Source organism: Bacillus sp. PSXD-155 (genome assembly GCF_049310765.1).
In the GTDB taxonomy this organism is placed as follows: Bacteria; Bacillota; Bacilli; order Bacillales; family Bacillaceae_G; genus Bacillus_A; species Bacillus_A cereus.
Genome location: NZ_JBMOWC010000004.1, coordinates 75,261 through 91,351 on the forward strand (window position 1 = coordinate 75,261; position 16,091 = coordinate 91,351).

The following is a 16,091-nucleotide window of genomic DNA, read 5'->3' on the forward strand; positions in this document are numbered from 1 at the left end:
AAAAAAGAAAGAGGATTATCCCCTTTCTTTATTTCGCAAACACTCCTGAAACAATACTCATAATTTTTTGGACAACTTCTTCAATTGATAAAGAAGTCGTATCTAATTCCAATGCATCATCAGCCTTTTTTAGTGGAGAAACTTCGCGTTCTGAATCTAATTTATCACGCTGAGCAATTTCTTCTTTTAGCTGCTCTAAATTAGAATCGAAACCTTTATTTAAATTTTCTAAATGCCTTCTTTCCGCTCTTTCTTCAACAGAAGCAAGCATAAAGATTTTCACTTCAGCATCCGGTAATACATGTGTACCAATATCACGGCCGTCCATTACAACGCCGCCTTTTTTCGCTAACTCTTGCTGACGACGTACCATTTCTTCACGAACAAGGCGATGCTTCGCTACAATAGATACTCGATTCGTCACATCAGGTGTACGGATTACTTCAGAAACATCTTGTCCATTCAAAAATACAAGCTGCGTATTTTCTCCTTGTTGAAATTCAATATTTACATTCTTTACAACTTCCATTAACTGTTCTTCATTTTCAATATCTACTTTTTGTTCAAGGGCTGCATATGTAAGCGTACGGTACATCGCGCCTGTATCAATATAAACGTAAGAAAGTTCCTTCGCAACAACTTTTGCCACTGTACTTTTCCCAGCAGCTGCTGGACCATCTATAGCAATTGAAATTCGTTTATCCATTGTAACACCTCATTTTTTCACTTATAAAACAAAACGAAAAGCAGGTGTTCACCCTGCTTCTTTTCATTTGCTTCACGTCATTAAATCCTCAATTATTGTAGCATAATCCTTCATAGAAGAAAATGAAAACTACCTATTCACCTGCAAGATTTCTGCTTTATTTTTTACCATGACACCTTCGTAATAAACAATTTTAGATAAATATTTCACTGATGACTTATGTATAAATAACAATTGTACAACAGAAAGACAAATGAATTGTATTATTAATATACGAATAAAAATTCTCTCCATCTTTTTCAACATAATTGCCCCCTCCTATACTATATTTGCACATTTCGTTTCGTGATTTTATACATCGTACATATAGCAGTTAATTTTATTGTCATTTTCGAGGCATACTTTTATACATTTCCATTGTCGAATTTACTCAAAACATGTTATGTTCTAAATGTATTTTTTTACTTGAAAGGGGTATAAGCATTGAAAAGAATCCTAGTTTTACACACAGGTGGAACAATTGCAATGGAGGAAGATAAAGAAACTGGGGTCGTACAACCAGGTGAAAAAAATCCTCTTTTAAAATTCATTCCTGATTTAGAAGGTGATGTTGATTTAATCGTTGAAGATGTGTTCCATCTACCATCTCCTCATATGACACCGAGCGAAATGTTACAATTACAAGTCATCATTGATGAAAGAGTAAAACAAGACAACATTCATGGCGTAGTCATTACGCATGGTACGGATACATTAGAAGAAACAGCTTATTTCTTAGATTTAACAGTACAAGCAACCATTCCGATTGTTGTGACAGGTGCAATGCGCTCTAGCAATGAGTTAGGTGCTGATGGTCTATATAACTTCTTATCAGCTGTAAAAGTTGCTAGTTGTGATGAAGCTGCAGAAAAAGGTGTTTTAGTCGTATTAAACGACGAAATTCATTGCGCTACAAATGTAACGAAAACACATACAAGTAATGTCGCAACATTCCAAAGCCCACAATATGGACCAATTGGAATGGTAACAAAACGCGGTGTTGTCTTCCATCACGCTTTAGTACATCACGAAACATATACGATAAACAAAGTATCTAAAAATGTAGTTGTTCTAAAAGCATATGCCGGCATGGATGATACATTATTAGCAGCAATCGAAAATCTTCCTGTAGACGGTATTGTTATCGAAGCGCTTGGACAAGGTAATCTACCTCCAAGAACACTTCCTAGTCTAGAACGATTATTAAATAAAGGTATTCCTGTCGTATTAGTTTCTCGCTGTTTCAACGGTATCGTTCAAGACGTATATTCGTATGAAGGTGGCGGTAAACACTTAAAAGATATGGGCATTGTATTCACATACGGCTTAAATGCACAAAAAGCACGCATTAAATTACTTGTCGCATTAGAGAATACAAATTCTCATGAATCCATTCAAAATATGTTTATGCACGAATAAAAAGGAGCTGTCGAGGTTTTCCCGACAGCTCCTTTTTATTTTTCTCTTGATGCAATAGTTTGTGCAATCGCATCTCCATGAAATCTACCGTTCTCGATAAATATTTCATTTGCATTATTTCCAGCAGCTATGACACCTGCAATGAAAATATTTTCAGCATTCGTTTCCATTCTATCCTCTGTATAAATTGGACGTCCTGTTTCTTCATCAATCTTAACACCCATCTTTGTTAAGAAGCTATGATCAGGATGATAACCAGTCATCGCAAATACAAAATCATTTTGGATTGTAAAATCTTCACCATCAACTGTAAACGTTAATGTATGCTCAGTAATTTCTTTCACATGAGCCCCGAAATGCATTTGAATTGTGTCGTTTCGTACTAACGCCTCAAATTCCGGCAAAATCCAAGGCTTTATGCTTGGTGAATACTCACTTCCACGATACAGTACCGTTACACGCGCACCAGCTTTAACAAGTTCTAACGCGGCATCTACACTCGAGTTTTTCCCACCTATAACTACTACATCTCGATCAAAATAAGGATGCCCCTCTTTAAAATAGTGAGCTACTTTCTTCAATTCCTCACCTGGAACATTCATATAATTTGGATTATCATAATATCCAGTTGCTACAACAATATATTTCGCTATATATATTTCTTTACTTCCGTCACGCTTTGTCGTCTCAACCTGAAAAACTTCTCCATCGTTTTGAACTTTCTCCACTCGCTCAAAAGCATTTACACGTACAGATTTACGTTTTACTACTTCACGATAATACGCAAGCGCTTGATTTCGAACTGGCTTACGATTTTCTGTAATAAAAGCTACATCACCAATTTCTAATTTTTCACTAGAAGAGAAAAATGTTTGATGAGTTGGATAATTATAAATGGCATTTACAATGTTTCCTTTTTCAATTACTAACGGATTTATCCCTACCTTTTGCAACGAAATCGCTGCCGCTAATCCGCACGGACCGCCTCCGATTATAATAACTGTTTCTTTCTGCATACTCGTCCACTCCTAGTCTTCTACCAATACACTATTTATAAAAACAAGAAAAAACCTACTTACAGCAGTAGGCACCTATCTTTATTGTATTCATTTTTCATATATTTGTCATCTAAACGAAACGTACATCCGATAGACATCTGCTAAAAACTGCTGAAATTTAATACCTTGTTTCCCTAATACATTCTCAGGATCAATCTTTCTAGCTGGATCAAGCGTTTTATGTGACACGATATCTTTTTTCGGATTTAAACCAAAATTTTGGCATAAATACGCATGATACCATGTAAAACGATTATATGCTTCCCAAAAGTTAACATCACCGCCATAACAAAGTTCCACTCCAATGGCCGCCTTATTCGCGTCATAGCCGTATAAGTCATTATCCGTCGGCACACCATATCGAACATGATATGCAACTTCATTTATAGGAATAATCTCCAATATTGTTTTATCATCTATAAATGTATGCGCCGAAGCTTTCGGTTGTAATTCATTAAAGTAATCTCGATTTCCTATCGCATTGCTTCCAGGATTCCCCGTATCATGGCTTACAATAAATCTCACTTTAGTTAGAGGAATCCCCGGTCGTGAACTTCCATATCCTATATAGTTGCGCTCTATAGGAAACATCGCCATTGCTACCAACTCCCGCTCTAGAAGATTACCTTACTTCCTTATATATGTATTCGGTAGCAATGTCCTTATCGCATATTTCTTACGCGAAGAGAAAATCGAAAATATTTGAAGTGAACACCATAAACAACAAGATACTTACCGCCACTCCATAAAAACCGTAAAACCAAACACAATCTTCTTTCGTATCTAAACCGAAAAATTTGTTTACCGATTGTAATAATGTGCCACGCTTGCTTTGTTTGTTTCGTAATACTTCCACTCGCTCTACAACATCTGCTGGCATCATAAATCTTTGGTCTACTGTCATTTTCATCATTTATCTCTCCTTAAAATCATTTCCGTTTTGTTTATCTAAGGAGAGTATAGCACGTTTGTTCGCATAGAACAAGCGTTCTTTTTATTTTTATTTTATTTTATTTTTCAGCAAGCCAAGTAAAAATTGAGATTACAACGGCAATAATCGGCCCTACTACAACCATACCAAATATCAAAAACAGTAGCCCTTCCCCGAATATCCGAACAGTACTTATTTTTCGAGCTTTCACCGTGCTTGCAAGTTCTCCCTCTAACCTCTTAACCTTTTCTTCTAATTGTTCTACTCGTTCCAGCATTTCATTCTCCATATACAACACCTCATTTAATACTTCAACAAAAAAACGTGATTCCCTCGAAAGGAAATCACGTTTTCTCAATATATAATATTTTATACCCAACCTCTGAAGCGGCTTGCTTCAGCCATTTTACGAACACCAATCATGTACGCCGCTAAGCGCATGTTCACTTTACGAACTTGTGCTGTTTCATAAATAGAATCAAATGATTTTACCATTACTTTTTCTAAACGTTGTTCTACTTCTTCTTCAGTCCAGTAGTAACCTTGGTTATTTTGTACCCACTCAAAGTAAGATACCGTTACACCACCAGCACTTGCTAATACGTCTGGAACAAGTAAAATTCCGCGATCTGTTAAAATTTTAGTCGCTTCTAATGTTGTTGGACCATTTGCAGCTTCAACAACGATTTTCGCTTTAATATCATTAGCATTTTCTTCTGTAATTTGGTTCTCAATTGCAGCTGGAACTAAAATATCGCAATCAAGCTCTAACAATTCTTTGTTTGAAATTGTATTGTTAAATAGCTTCGTTACTGTACCGAAGCTATCACGACGGTCTAATAAATAATCAATATCTAATCCGTTTGGATCATGTAAAGCGCCGTAAGCATCTGAGATTGCAATAACTTTCGCACCTGCATCATGCATAAATTTAGCTAAGAAGCTACCAGCATTACCGAACCCTTGAACAACAACGCGTGCACCCTTAATATCAATGCCACGTTTTTTCGCAGCTTCGCGAATACAAATTGTTACACCTTTCGCAGTTGCTGTTTCACGTCCATGTGATCCACCTAATACAAGCGGTTTACCTGTAATAAATCCTGGTGAATTAAATTCATCAATACGGCTATACTCATCCATCATCCATGCCATAATTTGAGAGTTTGTGAATACATCTGGAGCTGGAATATCTTTCGTCGGACCTACGATTTGGCTAATTGCTCGTACATAACCGCGGCTTAATCTTTCTAACTCACGGAATGACATTTCACGTGGATCACAGATAATTCCACCCTTACCTCCACCATATGGTAAATCAACAATACCACATTTTAAACTCATCCAGATTGAAAGTGCTTTCACTTCATTTTCTGTTACATTCGGATGGAAGCGAATTCCACCTTTCGTTGGACCAACAGCATCATTATGTTGTGCACGATATCCTGTAAATATTTTAACAGTCCCGTCATCCATACGAACTGGTATTTTCACTGTCATCATACGAATTGGTTCTTTTAATAATTCATATACTTCGTTTGGATAACCCAATTTTTCTAACGCTTCACTAATAACAATTTGTGTTGAATTCAATAGTTCAAAATGTTGTTCCCTTTGTTGTTGTGTTTTTGTTTGAGTTCCCTTTTCGGCTACCATAGTAAGTAAACCCCCTGTAATTTCACTTGTTTAGTAAACCTTCATTGCCTAGTATACACCCTTAAATTTGGAATGCAATAGAAAACGCTAACAAATATATACAAACTATTTTCTGTTGCAAGCGTTTTCACTATTATTATAGTCCTTTTATTACTTTTAGAAAAGTAAAATACTTAAATATTTAAATATTTTTTATTTTCCTCAGCGACGCTCCCATAAAACTGCATATTTTATTTTCAAAAAGTATGTTCGCGTATTTACTATCATCCCTTCCCTTATCCAAATAAAAACAAAACCTCAGCTATGTTGTATTAGCTGAGGTTTTGTTTTTTCACAAAGTAATTGTGTATTTGTTCTATCGCGTTAAAATCCATTAATTCTTTACCGTACTCCATGATGCGATAAATAGTTGCTGTAGACGGATTGCCGTATTCCGCTAAAATAGCTATAAAATCCGCTTTTAACAATTGAATTTGTTCCTCTTCTTCCACCCAAAGATAGAAGCGCTCATCCCACGTATATAGCTTTCCGCCAGTTACACCAAGGTTATATAAGCGATTCGACAGGTTAATTATGTCATCTAGCGTAGCAAACTCATATAATATATGTTCACTTTCATCTAGAGTCACTTGCATTTCAATAAACTCGTCACGGAACTCATCATCCGTATCCATTTCTTGATTTTCTTTCGTTACAATTACAACCATCCCTTGTGCTTGTAGAGAAAACACTTCAACTGCAATCGGACCATCTGCTTCAAATCCTAATTCCTTATTTGCTTCTTGCATCATATCACGAAATAATTGCTGTACTTTCGGCGCATTTCTCCATAAATCTTCTTTCGTTAATCCTCGTTCAGATAAATCATCAAATGTTAGAAAAATTTTTATCTTATTGTAATTTAATCGTTCCAGCCTCATCTCATACCCTCCCTACGTAACCAATGCATCTAATTTTTATTATATGAAATAGAAAATAGATGGTTCTTTTCGAACAACTATTCCGACATTTTTAACCATTCATCCCATTCTTCTTTCGTATCACCAATTAAGATTGTTTCAATGTCCAACTGGTTTAGAACGCCTAGCTTTCCGATAAATCCAACAGAAAGAGATTCCCTTTTTTCTTGTAATACATTTATAAAGTTCATCGTCTTTTTCATTTCTAGTTCGTCAGCAAAAGATACAAACACATATTTCGGCTGTATTTCCTCTACCGCTGACAACATACCATCTTCAGCTAAGCTTGTCCTAATATATATCGCCTCATATCCTTTTAAGCGTAAATAAGTTGAAAAAATAAATCCTTTCAATGCATTCTTTTCTAACACAATAACTTTGTGTAAAGAAGAAAACATTGAGGCATTGTGATACACCATCCCTAGACGCGTTTGTAAAAATGATAGTGCATATTGAAATTGCACCATTGAAATCTCATTATTATTTTTTGACGTTAATAATTTGTCTGTCACTCGAAGAACGATACTGGCAACAACCTTTTCTGTTGAATATATACTAAAAGCTTCGTTTAATAATGCAGCAATTGTAATTTCATCAAATTTTAACAAAGCTTGTAGCAAATCGTCCACTAAAACAACTTCTTTATCGCAATGTATCTCTTTTTGAACTGTACTCTGCAAACGATTCTCTTCTAATAACTGAACTGCTTGTCCAATCATCATACCGGAAGAAACTTTTTCCATTAACCATTTTAAAATTTGAATATGCTCTTCTGTATATAAACGATGTCCAGCTTGATTCCGCTTTGGGGCAATAATTTGATATCGTCTTTCCCATGCGCGAAGCGTACTCGGCTGAACTCCAATTATATTTGAAACAGCTTTTATATTATATTTTCCACTAAGAGTTGGCATCATTTCCCTCCGCACAATGTAATAATATGTGTTTGAGCAGGCGCTCGGAAACGAAGTGGTATCAATGTTGTTCCGTACCCATTACTAACAAAGAGAATCGTATTCAAATGGTTATATACGCCACCTTTTAAATATTTTTTAGATGGGAATAATCGGATTTGTCCTCCATGCGTATGTCCACTTAATACAAGTGAGATCTGTTCATTTCCAGACATCTTTTTTATTATATCAGGGTTGTGACTAACTAAGATACGAAAACCATCTTCTTTACAATCCGCCAATGCCAAATCTAAACGATCACGGTGCAATCCAACATCATCTATACCGAGCAAACAAATTTTCTCGCCTAATTCAGACTCAAATACCACTCTTGTATTATCTAAAACTTTTACGTTATTTTCTAATAATAAAGCATCTAATTCATGATATTCTATCTCATAATCATTGTTTCCCCACACAAAATATACAGGAGCTATCTCTCTTAACTTTTGAATATTGGCAGAGATTTTTGATAAAGAGACTCCTTTCTCTGCTAAATCTCCTCCGATAATTACGAGATCTACTTTTCCTTTTACTTGTTCAATTAACAAATTCGAAATGACTCTTCTATGAATATCAGAAATAAAAAACACATTTACTTTTTGAAAACTTTTCGGAAATTCTTTAAATACTAAAGTATGTTCCAACACTGTATTACGCATCGCTTCTTTATACATCACAAGAAGTAATAAAATCCCCATTCCTATGAGAGTACTGAATAATATAATCCATATCATATTTTTTACTCCCCTCATCATAAAGATAACCCTAGGCTTTTATAACAAACTGCGTTCGCCTAATTCACTAGCTCTCTTGCTTTGTGGACTTATCTTTTATCGGAATTTTTAATTCTTGACCTGCACTCACTTCATCTTCTTGCAAGTTATTATACTTTTTAATTACTTCAACCCCATTTTCATCTGAAAAATATTGCTTCGCTATACTTTCTAAAGTTTCTCCCTCTTTCACAGTATGCGTTATCGCTTTTTCAGACTGTTTCTGCGACTCAGATTTAGCTGAATCAAAGAAGATTACTTCAAACGCACTTTTCCCGGCATTATTACTATCGCCCTTCACCTGAATATATTTATCCGTATACCACAAAATACTAATCGGCAGCAGAATGAATAGAAATGTTAAAACCCGGACGAAAATATGATTTATTTTAAACTTTTGTTTTTTCTCTTTATTTCTATGAATTTCACTACGCGGCGGTAAACTTTCTTTTTCTTCTACTCGCTCAACTTCTAATTCCTCTTCAAAATCAGGAATTCGTTTCCTCATGTTGTTCACCACCACCTTCCATTTATTTTCTTAATTGGAGTCCCATTATAAAATCAACAAGAAAGTGTGCAAAGATTGTTATAAACAAATTCCCTGTCCATTCAAATACATAACCAAAGACAAAACTAATGAAACAGACGAAACAAAACAAAAATGGCTTTGCTATATAACGAATATGTAACACTGCAAATACAAAACTCGCAATTACAATTCCAAAATGAGTCTGCACTACACCTCTAAATAAAAATTCTTCTGCAAAACCGATTACGAACGTAATAATGAGTAAATGCAGAACCGACATTCCTCGAAACATCTTATCGTTAATACCACCATCATCAAACCAAGACTCTGGAAACACTCGCATTGCAACATAATCTAATAACACAATACCAATCGCTAACAAACCACCTATAATAAGTATAGATACTGGTTCCCATCTCCATAAATTAAACACTTCTTTTACATCTTGAAATAATATATATGCTAGTAAACAGCCAATACCGATAATAATTAACTGTGTTATATATAGATTCAGCCTTATTTCCTGCGGACTCATATCTTCAACATTATGCCTTTGAATGTTCATCATTCCCCCATCTTTTCTAGGCCGAAAAGCTTTTGTAACTCTGTTTCCCAATTATAGTCGAAATCCGATTGTTGCGCTCGTCTTTTTTTATAATCTTCTTTTGTAATACCACAATAATCACAGCAATTATTTAACTCTTTCTCTTTCCTATAACCGAACTGTTGCAGCACATATTCACGTCTACATCCTTTAACTCGTATCCATGACTTCATATTTTCTAGCTCACTATATTTATTACGCAACCTTATTTCTACTTCAGCTATTAATCGGTTCATAATTTCATCTGACAAACCCTCTAATAATAATCTTCGTTGTTGTATAATTCCAACCTGTTCGAGATGATAACGAACGAAACGCCAATATTGCTCATTAAATCTTGCTGCATTATAACAAATTTCTTCTACATCTTCTATTGGTAATTCTTTCGTTTGAAACATTCTTTCTTGTAGTAAAGAAAATAAAAATTGTATTTGCGACTTACTTGGCAATTCATCCTCAATGATTGAAATTGGTAAATCATGATCCAACGGACTACACAATAAAATAGCTATACTCGGTTCGCCATCTCTTCCAGCTCTTCCGATTTCTTGTAAGTAAGAAGCTATATTAGTTGGATAATGAAAATGAATAATATATTGCGTATTCGCCTTATTTACCCCCATACCAAATGCACTTGTACATATTACAAGCTGCAATTGATCGTTCATAAACTGTTGTTGAATTAACATACGCTCTTCATGTTCCATACCACCATGATAAAAAGCTACACCAGTAACACCTTTTCCTCTCAAGTATTCCGTTAACCTTTCTGTCCACGCTCTACTTGAACAATATACAATTCCCGGCCCTTGTAAATACATCACCTGCTCCAAAAGCGCCTCTTTCTTTTCTTCTATCGTCTCTACAAATTGCACCTCCATTGCAATATTAGGACGGTCAATAGAGTATACATGTTCCGCGGCACCCTTTAAATTTAAACTGTCTGCGATATCTTGTAGTACCCCTTTTGTCGCTGTGGCTGTCAATGCTAATACTGTAGGAGAACCAATATTTTCAATAACTACATTTAGTTTCTTATAGTCCGGTCTAAAATCATAACCCCATTGAGAAATACAATGAGCCTCATCAACAACAAATAATGAAATATGAATTTTCTTCAATTCCCTAATTAATAACTCCGACTGTAACATCTCTGGTGAAACAAAAATAAATTTATATGAAGATAATTTTTTCATCGCTTCTCTTTTTTCATTTAATGTCCGAAAACTATTAAATGCTATCACTCGGTTTTTCACAACATACTTTAATTGTGTCACTTGATCTTCCATTAAAGATAATAACGGTGATACAACAAGCACTGTTCCTTCTCGCATAAGCCCCGGAAACTGATAGCACATAGATTTCCCTCTTCCAGTCGGAAGCATTGCTATCACATCTTTTCCTTCTAATAAATCTGTAATAACTCCTTTTTGACCTGGACGAAATTCAGAATATCCAAACCACTTATATAAATATTCTTCAAGTTTCATTTACACCCTCCATCCGCGCTAATACAAGACGAACTTCAAAATAAGAGATATCTTCTCCAACCGCTTGTTTCAAAACACGTAACTTCCGCGTTTGTAATGCTTCAATTACTTTTATTACTTTGTCTATCTTTTCTTTTTCCATAAACATTTCAATAGAAAAATCTTTTTCTCGCAAAGCAATTTCAACAAAATGATCTTCTATCGTTGCAACCTTTAAATTCCGAATCGTCGCTATTTCTTCTAAAGAACGCCCTTGTCTCCAAAAATTATATGTTTTTTTCGTGGATAAACTAAATAATTCAGCTCTCTCATTTGGATAAGATATAATTTCAGCTAATAGTGGAAATTCATTTTCTTTATCACGAACTTCTTGTATAAAGAAATGCATTGTACCCCAAAATAAAAAATACACCCTGAATATATCTTGTTTCGTAATTTCTGCTAATTGTTGCAATGTACAACCAATACGTTCATAGCCCGTTAGTCGATATGTTACAATCGTCGCTTCTATCGCATTACTCTTTTCCAAAAGATTATGTACTTCCGTCCATAGTTTCCTCGCCAACTCACTTCTTTTATATGGCCTTCCTGTTAGAAAACGTTTTACCCACATCATTATTTCTGTATCTTGTTGAATTGGGATAAACTTCGTATTATTCTGTTGTAAATTTGATATGGTTTGAATAATCAATGATAATCTTTTCCAAAATGTTTCACCTAATTCACCATAATGTAAACCATGCAAATGTGCTGGAAAAGCATAAACTTCCTCCCATTTATGTAACTGCATTTTACCCGTAGGTGTTAACACATATGTATTTTCATGTATTTCTTGAATAAAATCCGCTTGCAACAACTTTACAACTTCACCATCATAGTCATTTCTATTTAATGATTTATATATTCCGAATAAAAAAGAAATCCGGAACATATTTCCATCTTGTAAAGTTTGCGAAGAACGTTTGCCCTTTAGTAAATAATAAATAGAAGAAACGGTTCTTTCACCATTCAATTGTTTTAAACAATGCAACAAAGTATATTGTATTTGCATGACCGCTTCCACCTTCCAATCTTAACTTCATTCTTTTCAGTACAATTACACTATCTACTGTCGCTCATTAAACTTATCATATAAGAACTATATACTTGTATATATTCTATTGTATCAAACGAAATCACATTTACGTATTTTGAAAATCTTATGACATAATTCAAAAATAAGTTGACACTCTAATTGATAAGCATTATCATTATAATTTTATGTTGAAAAGTTTCACAAACCGTTTTACAATAAGGTTATAATTTTTATGGCGAGCTTTTCACATACATATTATCAGGAGGGAAAAAAGATGGCAAAATATACAATCGTTGATAAAGATACTTGTATTGCATGTGGTGCTTGTGGCGCTGCTGCACCAGACATTTATGACTATGATGATGAAGGTATTGCATTTGTAACATTAGACGATAACCAAGGTATCGTTGAAATTCCAGATGTATTAATTGAAGATATGATGGATGCATTCGAAGGCTGTCCAACTGACTCAATTAAAGTTGCTGACGAATCATTCGACGGAGACGCTTTAAAATTCGAATAGTCTTTTATTAACTTCAAAAAACGCCCCTCATATTGATGAGGGGCGTTTTTTGTATCTAAATTTTATTTTCCTTAATAAAAAACCATTAGTAGTTCCACACTACTAATGGTTTTAATATATATTATGCATTTTTCATTTTTGCAAACACCCATACTTTCAGGCGTGAGAATAATGCTACAAATACAATTGTTACAACAATTCCTTTAATTAAATTAAATGGTAAGATTGCCGTTACAACCGTTGTTCTGATAGCTTCGCTAGACATAGCCGGTGAATTTAAAAACCAAGTGTAAGCCGGGAATATGATGATGTAGTTTAATACACTCATAATAAGTGCCATTGTAATTGTCCCTAGCATTAATCCTGTCGTTAAACTCTTCACAGTACGATACTTTCTAAATAAGAAAGCTGCTGGTCCAATAAATAAACATCCTGCAATAAAGTTTGCAATTTCTCCAACTGGTACTCCTGTTAAACTTCCTTGAATCCCGTAATGTAAAATGTTCTTTATCGCCTCTACAATCACTCCTGCTACTGGTCCAAAGATAATTGCTGCAATTAGAGCTGGTACATCACTAAAATCAATTTTCAAAAATGGCGGAAGCCCTGGGAACGGGAAATCCAACATCATTAGTAAATATGCAATACTACTTAGCATCGCTACACTCACCATCTGCACTACACTGTTTTTTTGTTTCATCTTTCTCTCTCCTTTTCCATCGATCATCTCATGGAAAGTGGAAAGGTTCTGCTATGCCTATTTTTTCATAGAACGAAAAAACCCTTTGTGTTTTACACAAAGGGAGAATTTAAGGCACATCAAACAGACGTTCAAATCCATATCTTTTTTGAACGCTTGAACCTCCATCTTCTCCCATCCAGACTATACTGTCGGCTTTGGAATCACACCAAATCCTGCCTTAACGGCTCGCGGGCTTAGAACAAAATCATAAATAGTTCATCACCGCCGGTCGGGATTTTCACCCTGCCCCGAAGATAGACCGATATTCTATTTTCCCCTTCATTATACAACAACCTCATAACATTGTGAACTAAAAAATTGTAACTTATTTAAAATTAGTTATTTATTTTTCGTAACAACAAATGAATTGCGAAATATTTTACAATACAATCCATATTTTTTATTATTCGGCATTTCTCTTTTGAATTACCTAGTCATATATAATTAAAAGTGATAAGATATTGAATTGTTAAGATAAGAACATTTTCTGAGTTATGGAGGAAATGTCATGAAAAAAGAAAAGAGACATTCTATTCGAGAAGCAATGAAAAAAAACTTAAGAAAAGAATACTTTTACTTAAAAAAAGAATTACTTTTCTACTGCCCAATTGATTTAGGCACATTCTCAAACGAGACATACTATGCTACTTTCGATGAAGATGGCATCAGTATTTATCAGTATGATAAGAAAACAGAAAGTAAATTAAAATTGTGTGAGCGTCATCCGTGGAAGAGTTGGAGTAAAGTGAAGATTGATCACTATTTGACAACTTCTCAATTTATTTTTCAGGGTGAGCGAAATTGGATCTTATCTCTTTTTCAAAAAGGAAAAGAAGCTCAAAAAATTATTGAAGAGCATACATCTTTACAAACAGAAGTTGTTTCCCGCTCTTTCTTAAAAAAACTTCCTGGCTTTCGTTCTAATACACCACTGAATAAATACATCGGTAGCATTTGTTACACTGCACTTATTGCATTTTTATTAAAATGGATGATTCCATTTCAAGCACCACAAATCGCCCTGTATTCTATTTCGATTGGTTGTATGCTTCTTGGCCTACTTTGTTTGACAATCGGTTTAATTGAACCGACTATCGTACTGTTTCGAACAAAAGAGAAAACAAGAACAAAAGTTTTTTACTTATATAGCTATTTAGCTATTTCTGGATTTATATGTGTCTTTATTTTTTGGTAAAAGAAACCGTCCCAAAATAAATTTTGGGACGGTTTTCTTTTAAATATAGATACTCTAATTCACTCAATACTTCTAGGAGAAGCGCCCATATAATTTCATTTACATTGAACCTTATTTAAGAATATTCAAAGTTTAATTTTTGAGACGTTGCCTTTACTTAACATATAATTGTTGATTAGGATAAATTAGCTCTTGCTGCAATCCATTTTTTTCTTTAATTTCCTTAAGTGTCATACTAAATTTCCGTGCAATACTAACTAAAGTATCCCCTTTTTGTACGACATATAATGATGAAGAAACAACTTCATTTCTTTGTTCACTTAAAACAAGCAATGGGTTCATCGCATTCTTTTTCGCCATCGTCCATCTTCCTTGATGAAGTTCTAGATGTAAGTGTGCACCTCGCGATTCTCCCGTGTTCCCTACTTCTCCAATTTTTTCTCCTTTTGAAATATAATCCCCTTGAACTACATATCTCTTATTTAAATGTGCATACACAGCCTCATATTCTCCATGTTTAATAAATATAACGTTTCCATAACTACTTGAATAATAAGACTTTGTTACCTTCCCTTCTTGAATAGCTGACACAGGCGTGCCGATTGGTGCCGCTATATCTATACCGTAGTGTTTTCCGTGTCTTGTCCCAAAATAATCACTTATCTGTCCTTCAACAGGCCATGCCCATTGATTTCCCTCTGCGTACACATGTAATTGAGATAAAAACAGTACTGTCAATAACATAACGCCGTATTTTAAAACTTTCATATACATCCTCCGTTTTCTAATTACCACCATACCTTCTCTATTTTGGTATATTACAGAAAAAAGTATACAAAAAAGAAAGTGAATCACTCCACTTCCTTCTCTTTCTTATCACGAAAAACGATTGCACTGCGATTATACTCTACATCTTTTACTTGTAATCGAGCGTTTATTACTCTAGCTACTGCAAATAAATAGTCAGATAATCTATTTACATACTTTAAAACAACTTCATTTATTTTCCCTTCTTTTTGTAAGGACACGATACATCGTTCTGCTCGCCTTACAACTGTACGTGCAATATGAATAGCAGCTGCCGACTCGCTTCCACCTGGTAAAATAAAGCGCTCTAGCGGCGGTGCTTCTTCTATATACGAATCAATCCTACTTTCTAAGTTTTCGACCATTTCAATTTTTACTTTATAAGGTATCTTCTCGCCTACTATCGCCAAGTCTCCCCCGCAATCAAATAGTTCATGTTGAATCGTTTCAAGTTCATTGTAAATATCTCCGAAAGGCCCGCCTTGTAGTTTAGTCATTGCATATCCGATATGAGAATTCGCCTCGTCTATTGTTCCATACGCTTCCACACGGATATCATCTTTATCAACCCTACCACCTATTACACTTGTCGTTCCTTTATCTCCTGTTTTTGTATATAATTTCATTTC

20 protein-coding genes and 1 riboswitch are annotated in these 16,091 nt (G+C 34.7%); of the genes, 3 read left to right on the forward strand and 17 right to left on the reverse strand.

What is annotated here, in order from left to right; translation table 11 throughout:
• Positions 1 to 28: 28 nt before the first annotated feature.
• Together cmk and ACO6VI_RS05050 are read right to left on the reverse strand one after the other, a co-directional pair.
• The gene (gene cmk / locus ACO6VI_RS05045) at positions 29 to 706 is read right to left on the reverse strand and encodes a (d)CMP kinase (protein WP_000361252.1); all 678 of its coding nucleotides are present in this window, start codon (positions 704 to 706) and stop codon (positions 29 to 31) included.
• Between the two features lie 129 nt (positions 707 to 835).
• Positions 836 to 1,009 (reverse strand): YpfB family protein, encoded by a 174-nt coding sequence (locus ACO6VI_RS05050; RefSeq protein ID WP_023521499.1) that lies wholly within the window; start codon positions 1,007 to 1,009, stop codon positions 836 to 838.
• Positions 1,010 to 1,189: 180 nt separating this feature from the next.
• Between ACO6VI_RS05050 and ansA the strand changes: the two genes are divergently transcribed.
• Positions 1,190 to 2,164, forward strand: coding sequence for an asparaginase (gene ansA / locus ACO6VI_RS05055; RefSeq protein ID WP_000822009.1), 975 nt, complete (start codon positions 1,190 to 1,192; stop codon positions 2,162 to 2,164).
• A 35-nt stretch (positions 2,165 to 2,199) separates the two neighbouring features.
• On the opposite strand, the gene ACO6VI_RS05060 is transcribed toward ansA, so the two are convergent.
• From ACO6VI_RS05060 to ACO6VI_RS05115, 12 genes are all read right to left on the reverse strand, one after another.
• Positions 2,200 to 3,180: a YpdA family putative bacillithiol disulfide reductase gene (locus ACO6VI_RS05060; RefSeq protein ID WP_001168518.1), complete on the reverse strand. Its 981-nt coding sequence runs from the start codon at positions 3,178 to 3,180 to the stop codon at positions 2,200 to 2,202.
• A gap of 108 nt (positions 3,181 to 3,288) precedes the next feature.
• A complete protein-coding gene (locus ACO6VI_RS05065) occupies positions 3,289 to 3,819 on the reverse strand; it encodes a peptidoglycan recognition protein family protein (RefSeq protein WP_001240655.1) in 531 nt (176 codons plus the stop codon).
• A gap of 79 nt (positions 3,820 to 3,898) precedes the next feature.
• Positions 3,899 to 4,135 (reverse strand): DUF3961 domain-containing protein, encoded by a 237-nt coding sequence (locus ACO6VI_RS05070; protein ID WP_001983018.1) that lies wholly within the window; start codon positions 4,133 to 4,135, stop codon positions 3,899 to 3,901.
• 97 nt (positions 4,136 to 4,232) lie between these two features.
• Complete coding sequence (locus ACO6VI_RS05075) at positions 4,233 to 4,442, reverse strand: hypothetical protein (RefSeq protein WP_120459952.1); 210 nt, start codon at positions 4,440 to 4,442, stop codon at positions 4,233 to 4,235.
• 80 nt (positions 4,443 to 4,522) lie between these two features.
• Positions 4,523 to 5,809: an NAD-specific glutamate dehydrogenase gene (gene gudB, locus ACO6VI_RS05080; RefSeq protein ID WP_000225172.1), complete on the reverse strand. Its 1,287-nt coding sequence runs from the start codon at positions 5,807 to 5,809 to the stop codon at positions 4,523 to 4,525.
• A 311-nt stretch (positions 5,810 to 6,120) separates the two neighbouring features.
• On the reverse strand, positions 6,121 to 6,729 hold the full coding sequence (locus ACO6VI_RS05085; RefSeq protein WP_001235398.1) for a genetic competence negative regulator: 609 nt from the start codon (positions 6,727 to 6,729) through the stop codon (positions 6,121 to 6,123).
• Positions 6,730 to 6,806: 77 nt separating this feature from the next.
• The gene (locus tag ACO6VI_RS05090) at positions 6,807 to 7,682 is read right to left on the reverse strand and encodes a MerR family transcriptional regulator (RefSeq protein WP_001142715.1); all 876 of its coding nucleotides are present in this window, start codon (positions 7,680 to 7,682) and stop codon (positions 6,807 to 6,809) included.
• Positions 7,682 to 8,458 carry a metallophosphoesterase gene (locus tag ACO6VI_RS05095; protein ID WP_000637796.1) on the reverse strand — a complete coding sequence of 259 codons (777 nt, stop codon included), beginning with the start codon at positions 8,456 to 8,458 and terminating at the stop codon, positions 7,682 to 7,684. Before ACO6VI_RS05095 ends, ACO6VI_RS05090 begins: the two co-directional genes overlap by 1 nt.
• Before the next feature lie 67 nt (positions 8,459 to 8,525).
• The gene (locus ACO6VI_RS05100; protein WP_001231555.1) at positions 8,526 to 9,005 is read right to left on the reverse strand and encodes a LysM peptidoglycan-binding domain-containing protein; all 480 of its coding nucleotides are present in this window, start codon (positions 9,003 to 9,005) and stop codon (positions 8,526 to 8,528) included.
• Between the two features lie 22 nt (positions 9,006 to 9,027).
• The gene (locus tag ACO6VI_RS05105; RefSeq protein ID WP_063546930.1) at positions 9,028 to 9,591 is read right to left on the reverse strand and encodes a CPBP family intramembrane glutamic endopeptidase; all 564 of its coding nucleotides are present in this window, start codon (positions 9,589 to 9,591) and stop codon (positions 9,028 to 9,030) included.
• On the reverse strand, positions 9,591 to 11,120 hold the full coding sequence (recQ, locus tag ACO6VI_RS05110) for an ATP-dependent DNA helicase RecQ (protein ID WP_016082279.1): 1,530 nt from the start codon (positions 11,118 to 11,120) through the stop codon (positions 9,591 to 9,593). Before recQ ends, ACO6VI_RS05105 begins: the two co-directional genes overlap by 1 nt.
• The gene (locus ACO6VI_RS05115; RefSeq protein WP_001167017.1) at positions 11,110 to 12,171 is read right to left on the reverse strand and encodes a helix-turn-helix domain-containing protein; all 1,062 of its coding nucleotides are present in this window, start codon (positions 12,169 to 12,171) and stop codon (positions 11,110 to 11,112) included. Before ACO6VI_RS05115 ends, recQ begins: the two co-directional genes overlap by 11 nt.
• Before the next feature lie 298 nt (positions 12,172 to 12,469).
• Between ACO6VI_RS05115 and ACO6VI_RS05120 the strand changes: the two genes are divergently transcribed.
• Positions 12,470 to 12,718, forward strand: coding sequence for a ferredoxin (locus ACO6VI_RS05120; RefSeq protein WP_001151993.1), 249 nt, complete (start codon positions 12,470 to 12,472; stop codon positions 12,716 to 12,718).
• 121 nt (positions 12,719 to 12,839) lie between these two features.
• Here ACO6VI_RS05120 and ACO6VI_RS05125 read toward each other — a convergent pair whose 3' ends face one another.
• Complete coding sequence (locus ACO6VI_RS05125) at positions 12,840 to 13,418, reverse strand: ECF transporter S component (protein WP_000810856.1); 579 nt, start codon at positions 13,416 to 13,418, stop codon at positions 12,840 to 12,842.
• 162 nt (positions 13,419 to 13,580) lie between these two features.
• Positions 13,581 to 13,720: riboswitch (FMN riboswitch) on the reverse strand.
• Positions 13,721 to 13,968: 248 nt separating this feature from the next.
• Here ACO6VI_RS05125 and ACO6VI_RS05130 point away from each other — a divergent pair.
• Positions 13,969 to 14,655 (forward strand): hypothetical protein, encoded by a 687-nt coding sequence (locus tag ACO6VI_RS05130; RefSeq protein WP_000711798.1) that lies wholly within the window; start codon positions 13,969 to 13,971, stop codon positions 14,653 to 14,655.
• A gap of 153 nt (positions 14,656 to 14,808) precedes the next feature.
• Here the strand turns inward: ACO6VI_RS05130 and ACO6VI_RS05135 are convergent, their stop codons facing one another.
• Positions 14,809 to 15,423 carry a peptidoglycan DD-metalloendopeptidase family protein gene (locus ACO6VI_RS05135; RefSeq protein ID WP_000866228.1) on the reverse strand — a complete coding sequence of 205 codons (615 nt, stop codon included), beginning with the start codon at positions 15,421 to 15,423 and terminating at the stop codon, positions 14,809 to 14,811.
• An 83-nt stretch (positions 15,424 to 15,506) separates the two neighbouring features.
• Complete coding sequence (locus tag ACO6VI_RS05140) at positions 15,507 to 16,088, reverse strand: cob(I)yrinic acid a,c-diamide adenosyltransferase (RefSeq protein ID WP_000781271.1); 582 nt, start codon at positions 16,086 to 16,088, stop codon at positions 15,507 to 15,509.
• Positions 16,089 to 16,091: the final 3 nt, after the last annotated feature.